This is a genomic window from Methylobacillus methanolivorans (genome assembly GCF_054588515.1).
Genome location: NZ_BAAILT010000002.1, coordinates 955,084 through 971,274, shown reverse-complemented (window position 1 = coordinate 971,274; position 16,191 = coordinate 955,084). Strand labels below are relative to the sequence as shown.

Sequence of the window (16,191 nt, the reverse complement as noted above, 5' to 3'; positions counted from 1 at the left end):
ATCAATGACGGGCTTTGATTACGCAATACTTGTGATTATTGGGCTTTCTGTCCTGCTCAGCATGATGCGAGGGTTTGTACGCGAGGTGTTGGCATTGGCAGGCTGGGTGATTGCCTTCGTGGTGGCAAAGCTTTATACGGTAGAAGTGTCGGCAATGTTGCCCGATTCCATTCCGGCTGAGGAATTAAAATTCCTTGCCGCCTTTTTAATTTTATTTTTGACCACATTATTGGTATGTAGCCTACTTGCTATTGCGATCGCGCAGATATTCAAGACCATAGGCTTGAGTGCGTTGGATCGTGGGCTGGGTGGTCTTTTTGGATTTGCCAAGGGATTGGTGATTGTACTGACCTTGGTGTTGTTAGGCGGTTTGACATCGTTACCGCAAGATCCGCGTTGGCGGAATGCCATGTTTAGTGCGCCGTTGGAGGCAATGGTGGCGAGCATGTTGCCCTGGTTTCCGCAGGATATTGCAAAACATATTAAATACGACTAGATTGAGCCCAATGGCTTGTCTAGTTGCTCCAGATTTTCGTTTTTAAGGCATATAGCTCATGTGTGGAATTATCGGTGTAGTCGGTAAAAACCCAGTTAACCAGCTGCTTTACGATGGGCTGCTGGTCTTGCAGCATCGAGGTCAGGATGCGGCGGGGATTGTTACCTGTGATGGCAATACCTTCTTCATGCATAAAAATAATGGCTTGGTCCAAGATGTATTCCGGACTAGGCATATGCGTAGTCTGATCGGTAACGCAGGGATTGCTCACGTGCGATACCCGACTGCAGGTTCATCGTCTGCAGCCGAAGCTCAGCCTTTCTACGTAAACTCCCCATTTGGCATTGTGCTGGGGCATAACGGCAACCTGACCAATTCCGCACAGCTCAAGCAAGAGATGTTCAGGCAGGATTTGCGTCATATCAATACCAGTTCCGATTCGGAAGTGCTGTTGAATGTGCTTGCTCATGAGATCGAGACTTCCTCGCATAACGCTGTCCTCAATACCGATATGATTTTTGAGGCGGTTGCTGGTGTTCACAAGCGTTGCCGTGGGGCTTATGCTGTCGTGGCCATGATTGCCAATTTTGGTTTGTTGGCATTCCGCGATCCGCATGGTATTCGTCCCTTGGTGATCGGCAAGAATGAATCCGATCAGGGCACCGAGTATATTGTGGCTTCAGAAAGCGTGGCGCTGGATGTATTGGGTTTTACCCTAGTGCGGGATGTCGAGCCAGGCGAAGCTATTTTCATCGATCTAGATGGTAATTTCTTCTCACGTCAATGCGCTGAGGCACCTCAGCTATCTCCTTGTATTTTTGAGTATGTTTATCTGGCTCGCCCCGACTCCGTTATCGACAATGTCTCTGTCTACCAGACCCGGTTGCATATGGGTGAAAGCCTTGCAGACAAGATTGCACAGGAATGGAAGCATCTCAAGATTGATGTGGTGATTCCGATCCCGGATACCAGCCGCCCAAGTGCGTTGGAACTGGCAAACAAGCTTAACCTGACCTATCGCGAAGGGTTCATCAAGAATCGCTACATTGGTCGTACTTTCATCATGCCAGGTCAGGCGCTGCGCAAGAAGTCGGTGCGCCAGAAGCTCAACCCGATCGGAATGGAGTTTCAGGGCAAGAACGTATTGTTGGTAGACGATTCGATTGTACGTGGCACCACTTCCCAGCAGATCGTGCAGATGGCGCGCGATGCCGGTGCCAACAAGGTGTTTTTTGCTTCCGCGGCACCTCCAGTGCGCTACCCCAATGTCTATGGCATCGATATGCCATCGCGCAACGAGTTGCTGGCTACCGATCGTACCGATGAGGAAATCTGTGCCGAGATCGGTGCTGATGCCTTGATCTACCAAGACCTGGATGCCTTGATCGCTGCAGTGCAAAAAAGTAATCCGGATATCAAGGTGTTTGATTGTTCTTGTTTTGATGGCAAGTATATTACCGGTGATATTGATGAAGCTTATCTGGCACGCGCAGAAACCGTGCGAGGTGATGATGCTGCGAAAAAGCGTCCTGCCAATTCGACAACCCAACTTGATTTAAACCTTGTTGGAGCTGAAGAGGAGGAGTTGGTATAGTTGACGTCATTCTCTGGCAGGACTAATATCAATCCATGCGCCGATTTGAGGAGTAGTAGCACTCAGCTTGCGGGCGCAATATAAATACTGCTAAAGCGAGTTGACATTGAAAACCCGTTTTAGCCAAGGCGCTACAGCGGGTTTTTTTATGCCCGTCCTTTTTGTTATTGAGCCCAACGTGGGTGGGAAGGTATAGAAGTTATGAGTCAGCATGAATGGCATGCAGAGACATTGAGCGTACGTGCAGGTAGCGAGCATACGCCATTTGGTGAAAATTCCGAGGCCATGTTCCTGACCTCCAGTTTTGTTTTTGCGAGTGCCGCTCAAGCGGCAGCGCGCTTTGGCGGTCAAGAGCCGGGAAATATCTATTCGCGTTTCACCAACCCGACGGTCACCATGTTTCAGAACAAGCTTGCCGCGTTGGAAGGTGCAGAGTTTTGTGTTGCCACTTCATCGGGTATGTCTGCCATTCTTGCGTGCGTTATGGGCGTGTGTTCTGCTGGCGATCATGTAGTTGCTTCGCGCAGCATCTTCGGCACCTCAGTACAGTTGTTTAGCAATATTCTCAAGCGCTGGGGGCTGGAAACTACGTTTGTTCAGCTCTCAGACCCGGAGGCCTGGAAGGCTGCAGTCAAGCCCAATACCAAGTTGTTTTTCCTGGAAACCCCTTCTAACCCGTTGACCGAAATCTGCGATATTGCGGCAGTGGCTGAGATTGCTCATCAGGCGGGAGCCCTGCTTGCCGTGGATAATTGTTTCTGCACGCCGGCATTGCAAAAGCCCCTGGCGCTAGGTGCCGATATCGTGGTGCATTCCGCGACCAAATACATCGATGGGCAGGGACGTTGCCTGGGTGGTGCAGTGTTAGGGCGCAAGGATGTACTGGAGCCAGTCTATGGCTTTCTGCGTACTGCAGGCCCTACCATGAGCGCATTCAATGCCTGGGTGTTCCTCAAGGGCTTGGAGACTTTGCATGTGCGCATGGAAGCGCATGCGCGTAATGCGTTGGCGCTGGCTCAATGGTTGGAGCAGCAGCCCCGTGTCGAACGCGTGTATTACCCGGGATTGCCCTCTCATCCGCAATATGCGCTGGCACAGAAGCAACAGAAGAGTGGTGGTGCCATTGTGTCTTTTGACGTTAAGGGTGGGCAGCCTGCTGCTTGGCATTTGATTGATGCAACCAAGATGATCTCGATTACGGCTAACCTCGGTGATGCAAAAAGCACGATTACGCATCCGGCTACGACAACGCATAGTCGTGTTAGCCCTGAAGCCAGGGCCGCTGCTGGGGTAGGCGACGGCTTGGTGCGTATTGCAGTAGGGCTGGAGCATATCGATGATCTCAAGGCTGACCTTGCCTGGCTTGGTACGCAGGATTAAAGTGGGGCACTATTGCAGCGTTAGCATGTCCTAATGCTAGGATATAACCTGATTGATCAAATAAGGAGAACAATATGAGCTTGAAAGATGAATACGTTGAGAAGCTGAAAGCGCAACTGGATGAATGGAGCGCTGATATTGATGTGCTTGAGGCCAAGGTGCGCAAGGCGGATGCTGAGTTACGTATCAAGTATGATGAGCAGATTGCTACCTTGAAAGACAAGCGGGAAGATGCCAAGGTAAAACTGGGTGAGATTCAATCTTCAGCAGGTGAAGCCTGGAAAGAACTCAAGAAGGGTAGCGACGAGGCGTGGGAGGCTATTAAGCACGCTATTGCAGAGGCTAGGAAGAAGTTCAACGAGTAATATATATTGCTTGACTACAGGCGAGGAGGCCACAATGAAAACATCAATAATCGTTGGAGTGTTGCTGGTTGTATTGGGTGCTGCGGCGTTGGTTTACAAAGGGTTCAGCTTTACGACAGAGGAAACGGTGGCACAGATTGGGCCATTGAAAGCCACTGCCGAGGTTGAAAACGACGTGGCGATTCCAGAGGTATTAGGGATAATCGCGATTGTGGCAGGTATTGCGGTAGTGGCATTGGGCGCACGCAAGAAATAGTGCATTGCCCATTAGTAAATAAAAAACGGGACATCATGTCCCGTTTTTTTATGACGTTACTGCTGTGATTACAGTGAGGAAGCGTTTTCTGCCAAGTACTTGGCTACGCCTTCAGGAGAAGCGCTCATGCCAGCCTTGCCTTTCTTCCAGCCTGCTGGGCAAACTTCGCCGTGGGCTTCAAAGAACTGGAGTGCATCTACCATGCGCAGCATTTCGTCGATATCACGGCCAAGGGGTAGGTCATTGACCACTTGGTGTACGACTACGCCGTCCTTGTTGATGAGGAAAGAGCCACGGTAGGCAACACCACCATCAGACTCAACGTCATATGCCTTGGCGATATCGTGCTTGATATCGGCAACCAGCGGGTAACCAACCTTGCCAATGCCGCCCTTGTCTACAGGGGTGTTCTTCCATGCTAGGTGAGTGAAGTGCGAGTCAATGGAAACGCCGATCACTTCAACGCCACGAGACTTGAACTCTTCCAGGCGGTGATCAAATGCGATCAGCTCGGAAGGGCAGACGAAAGTGAAGTCTAGTGGGTAAAAGAAGATAACGGCTGGCTTGCCCTTGATGAACTGGGAGAGATTGAAATCTTCCTTGATGGAATTGTCGCCCAATACTGCAGCAGCGGTGAAGTCGGGAGCTGGTTTGCCAACTAAAACGGCCATTGTGTTTTCTCCTTTTAGGTTTGAATGAAGTATGCGAAGCTCAATAGCCTAAAGCAACTCCCGATAAAACTCTAATAGATTTTTGCAATCATTCAGCTGAATACCAAGTAGCTGCTGGTTTCTTTGATATCTCGCGGGGCTGAAATCTCCTATCGGATCAAGGGTTAAATCCTGGCATGCTTTGGCGGGCGTATCGTGCTAGAATCCATGGCTTTAAGCCACTTTAAAGCCGATAGCAAATAATGGATCAGTTCGCCAAAGAAACCCTCCCTATCAGCCTCGAAGACGAGATGCGTCGTTCCTACCTTGATTACGCGATGAGCGTGATCGTGGGGCGTGCATTGCCGGATGTGCGAGATGGCCTGAAACCTGTACATCGTCGCGTTCTCTTTGCGATGCATGAGCTCAGCAACGATTGGAACAGGCCTTACAAGAAATCTGCGCGTATCGTAGGTGACGTGATCGGTAAGTACCACCCTCACGGTGATACTGCGGTATATGACACCATCGTACGTATGGCGCAGAACTTTTCTTTGCGCTATATGCTGGTCGACGGTCAGGGTAACTTTGGCTCGGTGGATGGCGATAATGCAGCGGCGATGCGGTATACCGAAATCCGCATGGCAAAGATTGCTCATGAGTTACTTGCTGATATCGATAAGGAAACCGTCGATTTCGGTCCGAACTACGATGGTTCGGAACACGAACCACTCATCATGCCAGCGCGCATCCCGAATCTGCTGATTAACGGTAGTTCCGGCATTGCTGTTGGGATGGCGACCAATATCCCACCTCACAACCTAAACGAAGTTATTGCTGGCTGTCTGGCATTGCTCAAGAACCCTGAAACCACGGTGGATGAACTCATTGAGATTATTCCTGCACCGGATTTCCCAACTGCGGGCATTATCTATGGCACGGTAGGGGTGAAGGAAGGTTATCGCACAGGCCGGGGTCGTGTTGTGATGCGCGGACGTACTCATGTCGAAGACCTCGAGAAGGGCAACCGCCAGGCACTGATCGTGGACGAGTTGCCGTACCAGGTGAACAAGAAGACATTCGTCGAGAAAATCGCCGAACTAGTCAACGAAAAGAAGATCGAGGGCATTTCCGATCTGCGCGATGAATCCGATAAATCGGGTATGCGCGTGGTGATCGAGCTCAAGCGTGGCGAAGTCCCCGAGGTGGTGCTGAATAACCTCTACAAGCAGACTCAACTGCAAGACACCTTTGGCATGAATATGGTGGCATTGCTGGATGGTCAACCGCGTCTGCTCAACCTGAAGCAGATGCTGGAAGCCTTCCTGCGCCATCGCCGCGAAGTCGTGACGCGCCGCACAGTATACGAGTTACGCAAGGCACGCGAGCGTGGTCATGTGCTGGAGGGCCTGGCTGTCGCGTTGGCCAATGTGGATGAAATGATCGCCTTGATCAAGGCTGCACCAACACCGCCAGAAGCCAAGCGCGAATTGATGGCGCGTACCTGGAAATCGCCAGTGGTTGAGGAGATGCTCAAGCGTGCAGCGATGGAAGCCTCGCGCCCTGAAGGCTTGTCTGTCGATTTTGGCATGACGCCGAATGGTTACAGATTGTCTGATGTGCAGGCGCAAGAAATCCTGCAGATGCGTTTGCAACGCTTGACTGGTCTTGAGCAGGACAAGATTGTCAATGAATACAAGGAAGTAATGGATGTTATTGCCGACTTGCTTGATATCCTTGCCAAGTCAGAGCGCGTAACGCAGATTATCGTAGAAGAGCTGTCTGTCATTCTCCAGCAGTTTGGCGACCAGCGTCGTAGTGAGATTGTGCACAATGCGCAAGATCTTTCTTTGGAAGACCTGATTACGCCACAGGATGTTGTGGTGACGCTCTCGCATACTGGCTATGTGAAGTCCCAACCTCTGGAAGAGTACCGCGCGCAACGTCGTGGTGGTCGTGGCAAGCAAGCTGCTGCGACCAAGGAAGATGATTTTATCGACAAGATGTTCGTCGCGAATACGCACGATTACATTTTGTGCTTCTCGAGCAGGGGGCGTGTTTACTGGCTCAAGGTTTATGAAGTGCCGCAAGGTAGCCGTGTCAGCCGAGGCAAGCCTATCGTCAACCTGTTCCCATTGGATGAGGGCGAAAAGATCAACGCTATCCTGCCAGTCAAGGAGTTTGACGAGAACCACTTTGTATTTATGGCAACCGCCAAGGGTACTGTAAAGAAAACGGCACTGACCGAATTCTCCAATCCTCGTCGTTCCGGCATTATTGCTTTGAACCTTGATGATGGGGATTACCTGATCGGTGCTGAAGTTACCAACGGCGTGAATGATATTGTGCTTGTTTCTAACGGCGGCAAGGCAGTCTGGTTCGACGAAGAAGACGTACGAGCGATGGGGCGTGCTGCGCGCGGCGTGCGAGGCATGAAGTTGCAGGCCAAGCAGCAGGTGATCTCCCTGCTGATCGCGGAAAACGATAAGCAGACCGTATTGGTGGCGACTGAAAATGGCTATGGCAAACGTACTGTGCTAGCCGATTTCCGTCATTCTGGCCGAGGCACACAAGGTGTGAAAGCGATTGCAACCAGTGAGCGCAACGGTGTGGTTGTCGGTGCGCGCTTAGTTGGTGACGACGACGAGATCATGCTGATTACCACGGGTGGCGTACTCATCCGTACCCGTGTCAGGGAAATCCGTGAGCTTGGCCGTGCGACCCAGGGCGTGACCTTGATCAACCTCGGTGAGGGCGAGAAGCTCTCCGGCTTGGAAAAGGTCGTGGAAACAGATGATGACAACGAGAACGAAACTATCGCTGAGTAAGGTCAAGTACGGTATTTATGACGCAAATCTATAATTTTTCTGCAGGTCCAGCCGTACTTCCCAAGGAAGTCTTGCAACAAGCCAGTGAGGAGATGCTGGATTGGCATGGCTCTGGCATGTCAGTGATGGAAATGAGCCATCGCGGCAAGGAATTCATTAGCATTGCACAAGAGGCTGAAGCAGACTTGCGCGAGCTGATGGGCATCCCCGCCAATTACAAGGTATTGTTCTTGCAGGGCGGGGCGCATGCGCAGTTTTCCATGATTCCCATGAATCTATTGCGCGGCAAAAAGACAGCGGATTATCTCGATACTGGTATCTGGGCGCAGAAAGCGATAGAAGAAGCTGCAAAATACTGTGAAGTGAACGTGGTCGCTTCTGCTGCCGAGCAGCAATACCGGCAGGTGCCGCAGCAGTCGCAATGGAAGTTGAATCCAGATGCTGCATTTGTGCACTATACCTCCAATGAAACCATTGGCGGCTTGGAAATGTTCTGGACCCCGCAAGTGGGAGATGTTCCTCTGGTAGTGGATATGTCCTCCCACATTCTTTCACGCCCTATAGATGTGAGCCAATATGGCTTGATCTATGCGGGTGCGCAAAAAAATATCGGCCCAGCAGGCTTAACGATTGTCATCGTGCGTGATGACCTCATCGGGCAGACGATCCCCGGTACGCCAACGATGCTGGATTACAAGGTTCATGCAGACAATGAATCTATGTATAACACCCCGCCTACATATAGTATCTATATCGCCGGCCTCGTATTCAAGTGGCTGAAAGCCCAAGGTGGTCTAGCGGGTATTGAGAAGCTGAATATCAAGAAGTCAGGCCTGCTCTATGACTATCTTGATAGCACAGATTTTTATAGTTCTCCTATCGCTTTGGAAAATCGTTCGCGCATGAATATTCCATTCACGCTGAAAAATAGCGCTTTGGATGCGGATTTTCTTAAGCAGGCACAAGCTGAAGGCTTATTGCAGCTCAAGGGACATCGCTTGCTGGGTGGCATGCGGGCGTCTATTTACAACGCTATGCCTTTGGAAGGTGTGAAGGCGCTGATTGCCTTCATGCAGGATTTCGAGCGTACTCACGGTTAGAGAGGCCTGCATGAGCGATATCTTAAAAAATTGCCGTGACCAGATTGATGCAATTGACGAGCAATTGCTCAAGCTAATCAATGCGCGTGCGGCATTGGCGCGTGAAATTGGTGCTCTCAAGGGAGAAGGGCCTATCTATCGTCCCGAACGCGAAGCACAAGTGTTGCGACGCCTGCTGGAGAAGAATACCGGGCCTCTTTCTGCAGAAGCTGTTACCTCCATTTTTCGTAGTGTGATGTCGAACTGCCGGGCGCTGGAACGCGAGCTTGCCGTGGCTTTTCTTGGGCCGCAGGGTACTTTCAGCGAAGAGGCGGCCAATAAGCAATTTGGCGGCTTGAGTTCTCCCAAGCCTTGCATCTCGATTGATGAAGTCTTTCGCATGGTCGAGTCTGGTGGAGCCGATTATGCTGTGGTGCCCGTGGAAAACTCTACCGAGGGTGCTGTTGGGCGCACACTTGATCTCTTGACCACGACCAGCCTGCATATTTGTGGCGAGATCACTTTGCCAGTTCATCATTGCCTGTTGCGCCGTCAGGATGGCCATGGCGAGATCAGGCGTGTCTATTCCCATGCGCAGTCGCTGGGGCAGTGCCATGAATGGTTGAATCTCAACCTAGGAGGGGTAGAGCGTGTCAGCACCGGAAGTAATGCTCAGGCAGCAGAGCTGGCAGCGCAGGATCCATTTGCCGTTGCAATTGCCAGCAAGCGTGCAGCCGAGATTTTTGATCTGACTATCCTTGCAGAAAATATTGAAGATGATCCTAAGAATGTGACGCGCTTTCTCGTCCTTTCTCCGCATGAAGTTGAGCCATCCGGCAAGGATAAGACATCTTTGCTGCTGGCAGCCAAGAATGTACCTGGTGCTGTCGTCAGTTTACTGGCGCCACTGGCTCAACATGGCGTGGATATGACCAAGTTTGAGTCCCGTCCTTCCAAGCTCGGCATTTGGGAATATGTGTTTTTTGTCGATATCGAGGGACATTATCAGGATCCCAGGATTGCCAAGGCATTATACGAGCTTGAGCAATGTGCCTCGTTGCTCAAGGTGCTTGGTTCCTACCCAGTTGCCGTAATATGATGCGGTTGTGCCAGATGCAATGTCTGGCGCCGGGTTGGCGTAGCAGTAGCCATGAGGTTGACGATGCTGCGACACTGTGAACTGAAGAGTATGTGCTGAGTATTGTCAGCTAAATATGATCTGCTGTTGAAGGGGAAGTATGCCGATTAGCCAGAACTTGTTATGGTCTGCTTCGCTACGCAAATGGACGCTGAATTTCGAGAATGAGCGCCTGGAGGCGCTATATCAGTTGCATGCTATTTCCAGCCTGCGTCGGCATTCGCGTTTAGCTCTGGTCGTCGGGGCAGTCATGACCATGCTCTATGGTTTGCTCGATCCATTGTTCGTCAAACCCGAAGCTTTTGTCCACGTCTGGTATATCCGTACCATGACAGTGATGTTGTTTTTTGCCGTGTTCTGGCTTTCCTTCTATCGGCACTTCCTGAAATACAACCAGCTGTTCCTCGCAGTTGTATCCCTGTTCGGTGGCATAGGACTATTGGCCCAAGTTAGTTATATGCCTGTGGCAGCGATCAACTTCTATTACACCGGCTTGGTGGTCATGGTGTTCTGGACGTATACATTCTCTGGCTTGCGCTTTTTTAATTCGACCTTGGTCGGCATCGTGTTGTTGATTGTGTTCAATGCCATGTTCTTGCTATTCAGTGCGTTGCCGACCTTGCAAGTATTGATCTATGACGTGTTTCTGCTTTCGGCCAATATTGTTGGTGGCTTTGCAAGCTATGTGGCAGAAAAGCAGAGCCGTGAGTTGTTCTTGCGGGAGAAAGACCTGGATAACGAACGCCAGCGCCAGCAGGAGCGTGCCTTGCATGATCGCCTGACAGGCTTGCCCAACCGTGAGTTGTTACTGGATCGCATAGAGCAGGCCATTAACTTCTCTGCCCGTAATGATCAATTATGTGCTGGCTTATTTATTGATCTTGATAAGTTCAAACCCATCAATGATACCTATGGTCACCTGATCGGCGACATCGTGTTAAAGGAAGTGGCAACCCGGCTTAAATATACCGTGCGTGAGGCAGATACTCTGGCCCGGCTTGGTGGTGACGAGTTCTTTGTGCTAGCACGCGATATCGGCAGCCCGGAGGCTGCGGGAATATTGGCTGAAAAGCTCAAGCGGCAATTCCTTGCGCCTATCATTCTGGATGGCCTGCCACCGATCCGCGATTTATCTGCCAGTATTGGCATTTGTGTCTTCCCGTACCGCGATGTATCAGCCGTGGATGTGATTAGGCGCGCCGATCATGCCATGTATGATGCCAAGCGTGAAAGCAGGCGTGAGCCAGCTTAAGTCTTAATTAATCTTCATACTTAAATCTATAAAGGAAACCTATCGTGACTAGGCTGTGCGACCTCGCGCCGTCCAACATCCGTGCGATTGCACCTTACCAGCCAGGCAAGCCGATTACCGAGCTTGCCCGGGAAATGGGCCTCAAGCCTGAATCCATCGTCAAGCTTGCATCCAATGAAAATCCCTTGGGTGTAAGTCCCAAGGCATATGAAGCAATGCAACATGCCTTGGAGGACATTGCCCGTTATCCCGATGGTAATAGCTTTGCATTACGCGACTGTGTGTGCCGCAAATTCAAGCTGCAACCTGATCAACTGGTATTTGGTAATGGCTCCAACGATATCCTGGAGCTTGCCGCGCGTGCATTCCTGACACCCGGCACTGAAGCGGTCTATGCGCAGCATGCTTTTGCTGTCTATGCGCTTGTGACGCAAGCCACTGGTGCAACAGGCATTAGTGTGCCTGCCAAGGATTTCGGACATGATCTGGATGCCATGCTGGCTGCTATTACAGATAAGGTCCGCATTGTCTTCATTGCCAACCCGAATAATCCCACTGGCACATTAATAGGTAAACAGGCCTTGCGGGATTTTCTTGCAAGCGTACCGAAGCATGTGCTGGTTGTGCTTGATGAAGCGTATGACGAATATTTGGCTGCGGATATCAAGTCCGAGGCATTGTCATGGCTTGACGAATTCGACAATTTACTGATTTCGAGGACACTGTCCAAGGCCTATGGTTTGGCAGGGTTGCGCGTTGGTTTCGGTGTGACTTCGCCTGCGATTGCAGATTTGATGAATCGTGTACGCCAGCCATTCAACGTCAACAGTGTTGCCCAGGCCGCTGCAGTGGCTGCTTTACAGGATGACGAATTTGTTGAGCGTAGTTACGCGCTGAACCAGGCAGGGATGCTGCAAATTACCCAAGGTCTGGCCAAACTTGGGCTGGGCTATATCCCTTCATACGGTAATTTTGTCAGTTTTCATGTGAGCAACGCAGGAGATGTGTATCAGCAGTTGCTCAAGAGCGGCGTGATTGTACGGCCTGTAGCAGCCTATGAGATGCCGGATTACTTGCGAGTCAGTATCGGCTTGCATATGGAAAATGCCCGTTTCCTCGAAGTGCTGGAGCAGATATTGCAAGCACGCAGTTAATTTATTGTTTCTACCTTTATTGATCAGGCCTCGCAAGAGGCCTGACGCTTTTCTGGCCCTTGTTCTGCTCAGCTGTTTTGCGTTGACTCATGATAATCATGAGATGAGTTTCGGTGTTTTTGCCCTGTTTCGCCTGCCGTCTGCACTGCACAATGTACCCACGTTGTGACTAAGTGTTTTCTCGGTGGCAGCGATATAAATCAACTCAATTTAAGGAGAGTATCATGTGGACAAAGCCAGAAGTTACTGAAATGCGTTTCGGATTTGAAGTCACTATGTACGTTTGTAACCGCTAAGTGACGGTAACAGCCGGGAGTTTTCCCGGCTGATTGCCAGTAGTAAATTGAGTTTTAGTAAGGGCTGATATGCATATTCATGTTCTAGGATCGGCAGCAGGTGGTGGTTTTCCACAATGGAACTGCAACTGCCCGAATTGCGACGGCCTGCGTAAAGGGGCAATCAAGGCAACAAAGCGCACACAGTCGTCTATCTGTGTCAGCGCCGATGGCATCAACTGGGTGCTGTTCAATACTTCTCCCGATATTCTGCAGCAAATTCAGGATTTCGCTCCTTTGCAACCAGGGCGTGCCATCCGCGATAGCGGTATAGTTGGCATCGTACTGATCGATGCGCAGATTGACCACACCACCGGCCTCTTGATGCTGCGCGAAGGCCAAGTCAGGCGCGAGATTTACTGTACCGATATGGTGTACCAGGATCTCACGAGCGGTAATCCATTGCTCAATATCCTCGGCCATTACTGTGGCGTAAATCGCCATGATGTACCTATTGACGGCAACAATAGCTTCACTGTTGAAGGTGCCCCTGGTTTGCGGTTTACCGCGGTTGCCCTCAAGAGTGCTGCACCACCATATTCCCCGCATCGCAATGATCCCCATCCCGGCGATACCATTGGTGTGCTGATTGAGGACACCAATAATGGCAAGAAGGCATTTTATGCTCCTGGCCTGGGCGAGATTGAGCCACATCTACCTGCGCTTATGCAGCAGGCAGATTGCATCATGGTGGATGGCACGTTCTGGACCAATACCGAGATGATCGACATGGGCCTCATGACCAAGAAGGCGCGCGACATCGGCCATAACCCGCAATCAGGCCCTGGTGGCATGATGGAGGTGCTGGATGGCTATCCCCAGGCACGCCGTGTGCTGATTCATATCAATAACACCAACCCCATACTGCGCGAAGATTCTGCCGAGCGGGCAGAATTAAATAGCCATGGTATCGAGGTCGCCTATGACGGCATGGACATCATTCTCTAGGAGTTAAGCATGAATGCACCTGTGATTGGACATACTCCCTGGACTCGTGAAGAGTTCGAGCAACAACTGCGCGATAAGGGCAGGGGCTACCATATCTATCATCCCTTTCACGTGATGATGTATGAAGGCAAGCTCAACCGTGAGCAATTGCAATGCTGGGTGGCCAACCGTTTTTATTACCAGATCAGCATTCCGCAAAAAGATGCGGCCATCATGTCCAATTGCCCGGACAAGGAAATCCGTAAAGGCTGGATACAGCGCATTATCGACCATGATGGCGATGCCAATAATGTTGGTGGTATTGAGGCGTGGATACAGCTTGGCCAAGCCGTTGGCCTTAGTCGTGAAGATGTGACTTCCCTCAAGTTTGTGACACCTGGCGTGCGCTTTGCCGTTGATGCCTATGTGAATTTTGCCAAGCAACGCCCATGGCAGGAGGCCGTTTGTTCGTCCTTGACCGAACTGTTTGCGCCGCATATCCACCAGCAGCGCATAAGCTCCTGGCCCAGCATGTATCCATGGGTGAAGGAAGAAGGCCTGATCTATTTCAAGAAGCGCCTGACCGAAGCGCGTCGTGATGTTGAGCAGGGCCTGGCTGTGACGCTGGATTACTTTAGTCAGACACGGGAATTACAGGAAAAAGCATTGGATATCCTGCAATTCAAGCTGGATGTACTTTGGGTGATTGCCGACGCCATCATGTTGGCTTCTACAGATATAAAGGTTGAAAACAATGTCGACTATCTCAGACAGCCAAGATAACGCTAACCAAGCTAATCCTGGTGTTGCTATTGATGACGTTTACGCGATTGCCCGCCATTACCGTTTTCAATGGGAAGAGGCACAGGGTTGCTATGTGCTGTTGTTTCCTGAAGGCATGATCAAGCTCAATGGCGGAGCGGGCGAAGTGATTAAGCGCGTCGATGGGCAGCGTCGCGTCGCTGATATCGTGGCCGACGTACAATCCAGTTTTCCTGACGTTGGCGGTATTGAGGCCGATGTGATCGCCATGCTAAACCTGGCTGTAGAAAAAGCATGGCTGGAAAAGCGTGCATGATGCATGCGTAATCAAGTGGCCTGTGGCAGGCGCATTACGCGGAGGAGCAAATAATGAGTACAACAGTACAACAAAATAACGGCGTAGCCGCTTCCAAGACCAACACCCAGCCTTTGTGGCTGCTGGCGGAGGTGACGTATCGCTGCCCTCTGCATTGCGCTTTTTGCTACAACCCCACCGATTACGACAAGCACACCAAGAACGAGCTCACTACCGAGCAGTGGATACAAGTCTTGCGCGATGCGCGCAAGCTGGGGGCCTTGCAACTCGGTATTTCCGGTGGAGAGCCTTTGTTGCGTGACGATATCGAGGAAATCGTCGCTGAGGCAGGTCGCTTGGGCTATTACAGCAACCTCATCACCTCGGGCGTTGGCCTGACGGAAAAGCGCATCAGTGCCTTCAAGGCGGGTGGGCTGGACCACATCCAGCTCTCCATGCATGACATCACTGAAGAGATCAATAACTTCATCACCAACACTCGTACCTTCGAGCTGAAAAAGAAGGTCGCGGCGATGATCAAGGATCATGGCTATCCCATGGTGCTCAATGTCGTGATTCATCGCTACAACATCAAGCACGTCAAGGAAATCCTCGAAATGGCCGAGGCGTTGGGCGCTGATTTTGTCGAGTTGGCCAATACCCAGTATTACGGCTGGTCATTGGTCAACCGTAACCAGCTCATGCCCACCAAGGAGCAGATCGACGAAGCCGAAGCAGTGACCAACGAATTCCGCAAGCGAGTGGGCAACAAGATGAAAGTGTATTTCGTTGTGCCCGATTATTTCTCTGATCGCCCCAAGAAGTGCATGAATGGCTGGGGCGAAGTCTTCATGATTGTCACTGCCAATGGCGATGTGCTGCCTTGTCATTCTGCACGTGTGCTGCCCAACATGGCTTTCCCCAATGTCAAGGCGAATGGTCTCAAGTGGGTATGGGAAGAGTCGCCAGCCTTCAATAAATACCGTGGTGATGCCTGGATGAAGGAGCCATGCCGCAGTTGCTCAGAGAAAGAGAAGGACTTGGGCGGATGCCGTTGTCAGGCCTTCCTGCTGTCGGGCGACGCCGAGGCTGCCGACCCGGTCTGCACCAAGTCACCGCACCGTCACTTCATCGATGAAGCCATTGCCAATGCGCAAAAGCCTTACTTGCAAGCGCAGCCTATTTTCTTCCGTAATGACAAGAACTCGCGCAAACTCATCGAGGGCGAGCACAAGGAGTTGGTGGAAGAATTCCACGCATTACCCTGAAGTGGTTTGCAGGCCCATAGCTCCCGATCAAAGTAAGCTGCAATGGCTACTTCAATAGGGAGTTAATATGTTGGGATGTTGCTGACACTTTGTAAACCCTCCCAGATAAGCAAGTTTGGCAGTTCTTATATGCCAGTAATGCTATTTTCATTTTCATGATCGCTTTCCTTCTAACCCTCTCTGTACTGATGCTCAAGAATCGATGATGTCATTTTTATTACAGTAGGTATTGACTTTAATTAAAACTATTTAATTGTAAAATTGAAACAATAATTGCAAAATTTTTAGTCTTGCTCTAGAGTTCTTCCTTACAAAAATTTACAAAAAATAACTTAAAGATTTTGTTGGGGAGATGTATGGCAGTATTGGTGATTGTGCCCGGAGGGAGAGGAGCCCTGTCGGTACAAAGTGG

Annotated in this window: 16 protein-coding genes; 15 read left to right on the top strand and 1 reads right to left on the bottom strand. The window is 50.7% G+C overall.

The annotated features are described in order from the left end of the window. The first annotated feature begins 4 nt into the window (after window positions 1–4). From LG202_RS05845 to LG202_RS05825, 5 genes are all read left to right on the top strand, one after another. Complete coding sequence (locus LG202_RS05845) at window positions 5–496, top strand: CvpA family protein (RefSeq protein ID WP_230347461.1); 492 nt, start codon at window positions 5–7, stop codon at window positions 494–496. Between the two features lie 58 nt (window positions 497–554). Next, a complete protein-coding gene (gene purF, locus LG202_RS05840) occupies window positions 555–2,090 on the top strand; it encodes an amidophosphoribosyltransferase (RefSeq protein ID WP_230347460.1) in 1,536 nt (511 codons plus the stop codon). A 201-nt stretch (window positions 2,091–2,291) separates the two neighbouring features. After that, on the top strand, window positions 2,292–3,470 hold the full coding sequence (locus LG202_RS05835; protein ID WP_230347459.1) for an O-succinylhomoserine sulfhydrylase: 1,179 nt from the start codon (window positions 2,292–2,294) through the stop codon (window positions 3,468–3,470). A gap of 74 nt (window positions 3,471–3,544) precedes the next feature. Further along, window positions 3,545–3,835, top strand: a complete 291-nt coding sequence (locus LG202_RS05830; protein WP_230347458.1) for a sll1863 family stress response protein — start codon at window positions 3,545–3,547, stop codon at window positions 3,833–3,835. 34 nt (window positions 3,836–3,869) lie between these two features. Next, on the top strand, window positions 3,870–4,091 hold the full coding sequence (locus LG202_RS05825) for a hypothetical protein (RefSeq protein WP_230347457.1): 222 nt from the start codon (window positions 3,870–3,872) through the stop codon (window positions 4,089–4,091). Between the two features lie 68 nt (window positions 4,092–4,159). Here the strand turns inward: LG202_RS05825 and LG202_RS05820 are convergent, their stop codons facing one another. Continuing rightward, window positions 4,160–4,762 (bottom strand): peroxiredoxin, encoded by a 603-nt coding sequence (locus LG202_RS05820; protein ID WP_230347456.1) that lies wholly within the window; start codon window positions 4,760–4,762, stop codon window positions 4,160–4,162. A 242-nt stretch (window positions 4,763–5,004) separates the two neighbouring features. Between LG202_RS05820 and gyrA the strand changes: the two genes are divergently transcribed. The 10 genes from gyrA to pqqE all read left to right on the top strand — a co-directional run bounded on the left by gyrA (window position 5,005) and on the right by pqqE (window position 15,779). Continuing rightward, window positions 5,005–7,569, top strand: a complete 2,565-nt coding sequence (gene gyrA / locus LG202_RS05815; RefSeq protein WP_230347455.1) for a DNA gyrase subunit A — start codon at window positions 5,005–5,007, stop codon at window positions 7,567–7,569. 17 nt (window positions 7,570–7,586) lie between these two features. After that, a complete protein-coding gene (serC, locus tag LG202_RS05810) occupies window positions 7,587–8,669 on the top strand; it encodes a 3-phosphoserine/phosphohydroxythreonine transaminase (protein WP_230347454.1) in 1,083 nt (360 codons plus the stop codon). A gap of 10 nt (window positions 8,670–8,679) precedes the next feature. Then, window positions 8,680–9,747, top strand: a complete 1,068-nt coding sequence (gene pheA / locus LG202_RS05805; protein ID WP_230347453.1) for a prephenate dehydratase — start codon at window positions 8,680–8,682, stop codon at window positions 9,745–9,747. 139 nt (window positions 9,748–9,886) lie between these two features. Next, entirely contained in the window at window positions 9,887–11,038 is a 1,152-nt protein-coding gene (locus LG202_RS05800) for a diguanylate cyclase domain-containing protein (protein ID WP_230347452.1), read from the top strand. Window positions 11,039–11,082: 44 nt separating this feature from the next. Continuing rightward, the gene (gene hisC, locus LG202_RS05795; protein ID WP_230347451.1) at window positions 11,083–12,192 is read left to right on the top strand and encodes a histidinol-phosphate transaminase; all 1,110 of its coding nucleotides are present in this window, start codon (window positions 11,083–11,085) and stop codon (window positions 12,190–12,192) included. Window positions 12,193–12,416: 224 nt separating this feature from the next. After that, on the top strand, window positions 12,417–12,488 hold the full coding sequence (gene pqqA, locus LG202_RS05790; RefSeq protein WP_081774944.1) for a pyrroloquinoline quinone precursor peptide PqqA: 72 nt from the start codon (window positions 12,417–12,419) through the stop codon (window positions 12,486–12,488). Window positions 12,489–12,557: 69 nt separating this feature from the next. Continuing rightward, window positions 12,558–13,475: a pyrroloquinoline quinone biosynthesis protein PqqB gene (pqqB, locus tag LG202_RS05785; RefSeq protein WP_230347450.1), complete on the top strand. Its 918-nt coding sequence runs from the start codon at window positions 12,558–12,560 to the stop codon at window positions 13,473–13,475. Window positions 13,476–13,484: 9 nt separating this feature from the next. Continuing rightward, on the top strand, window positions 13,485–14,237 hold the full coding sequence (gene pqqC / locus LG202_RS05780; protein WP_230347449.1) for a pyrroloquinoline-quinone synthase PqqC: 753 nt from the start codon (window positions 13,485–13,487) through the stop codon (window positions 14,235–14,237). Continuing rightward, entirely contained in the window at window positions 14,209–14,532 is a 324-nt protein-coding gene (gene pqqD, locus LG202_RS05775) for a pyrroloquinoline quinone biosynthesis peptide chaperone PqqD (RefSeq protein ID WP_230347448.1), read from the top strand. The genes pqqC and pqqD overlap by 29 nt, the downstream gene beginning before the upstream one ends. Before the next feature lie 53 nt (window positions 14,533–14,585). Beyond that, window positions 14,586–15,779, top strand: a complete 1,194-nt coding sequence (gene pqqE / locus LG202_RS05770) for a pyrroloquinoline quinone biosynthesis protein PqqE (protein ID WP_230347447.1) — start codon at window positions 14,586–14,588, stop codon at window positions 15,777–15,779. The last annotated feature ends 412 nt before the right edge of the window (window positions 15,780–16,191 follow it).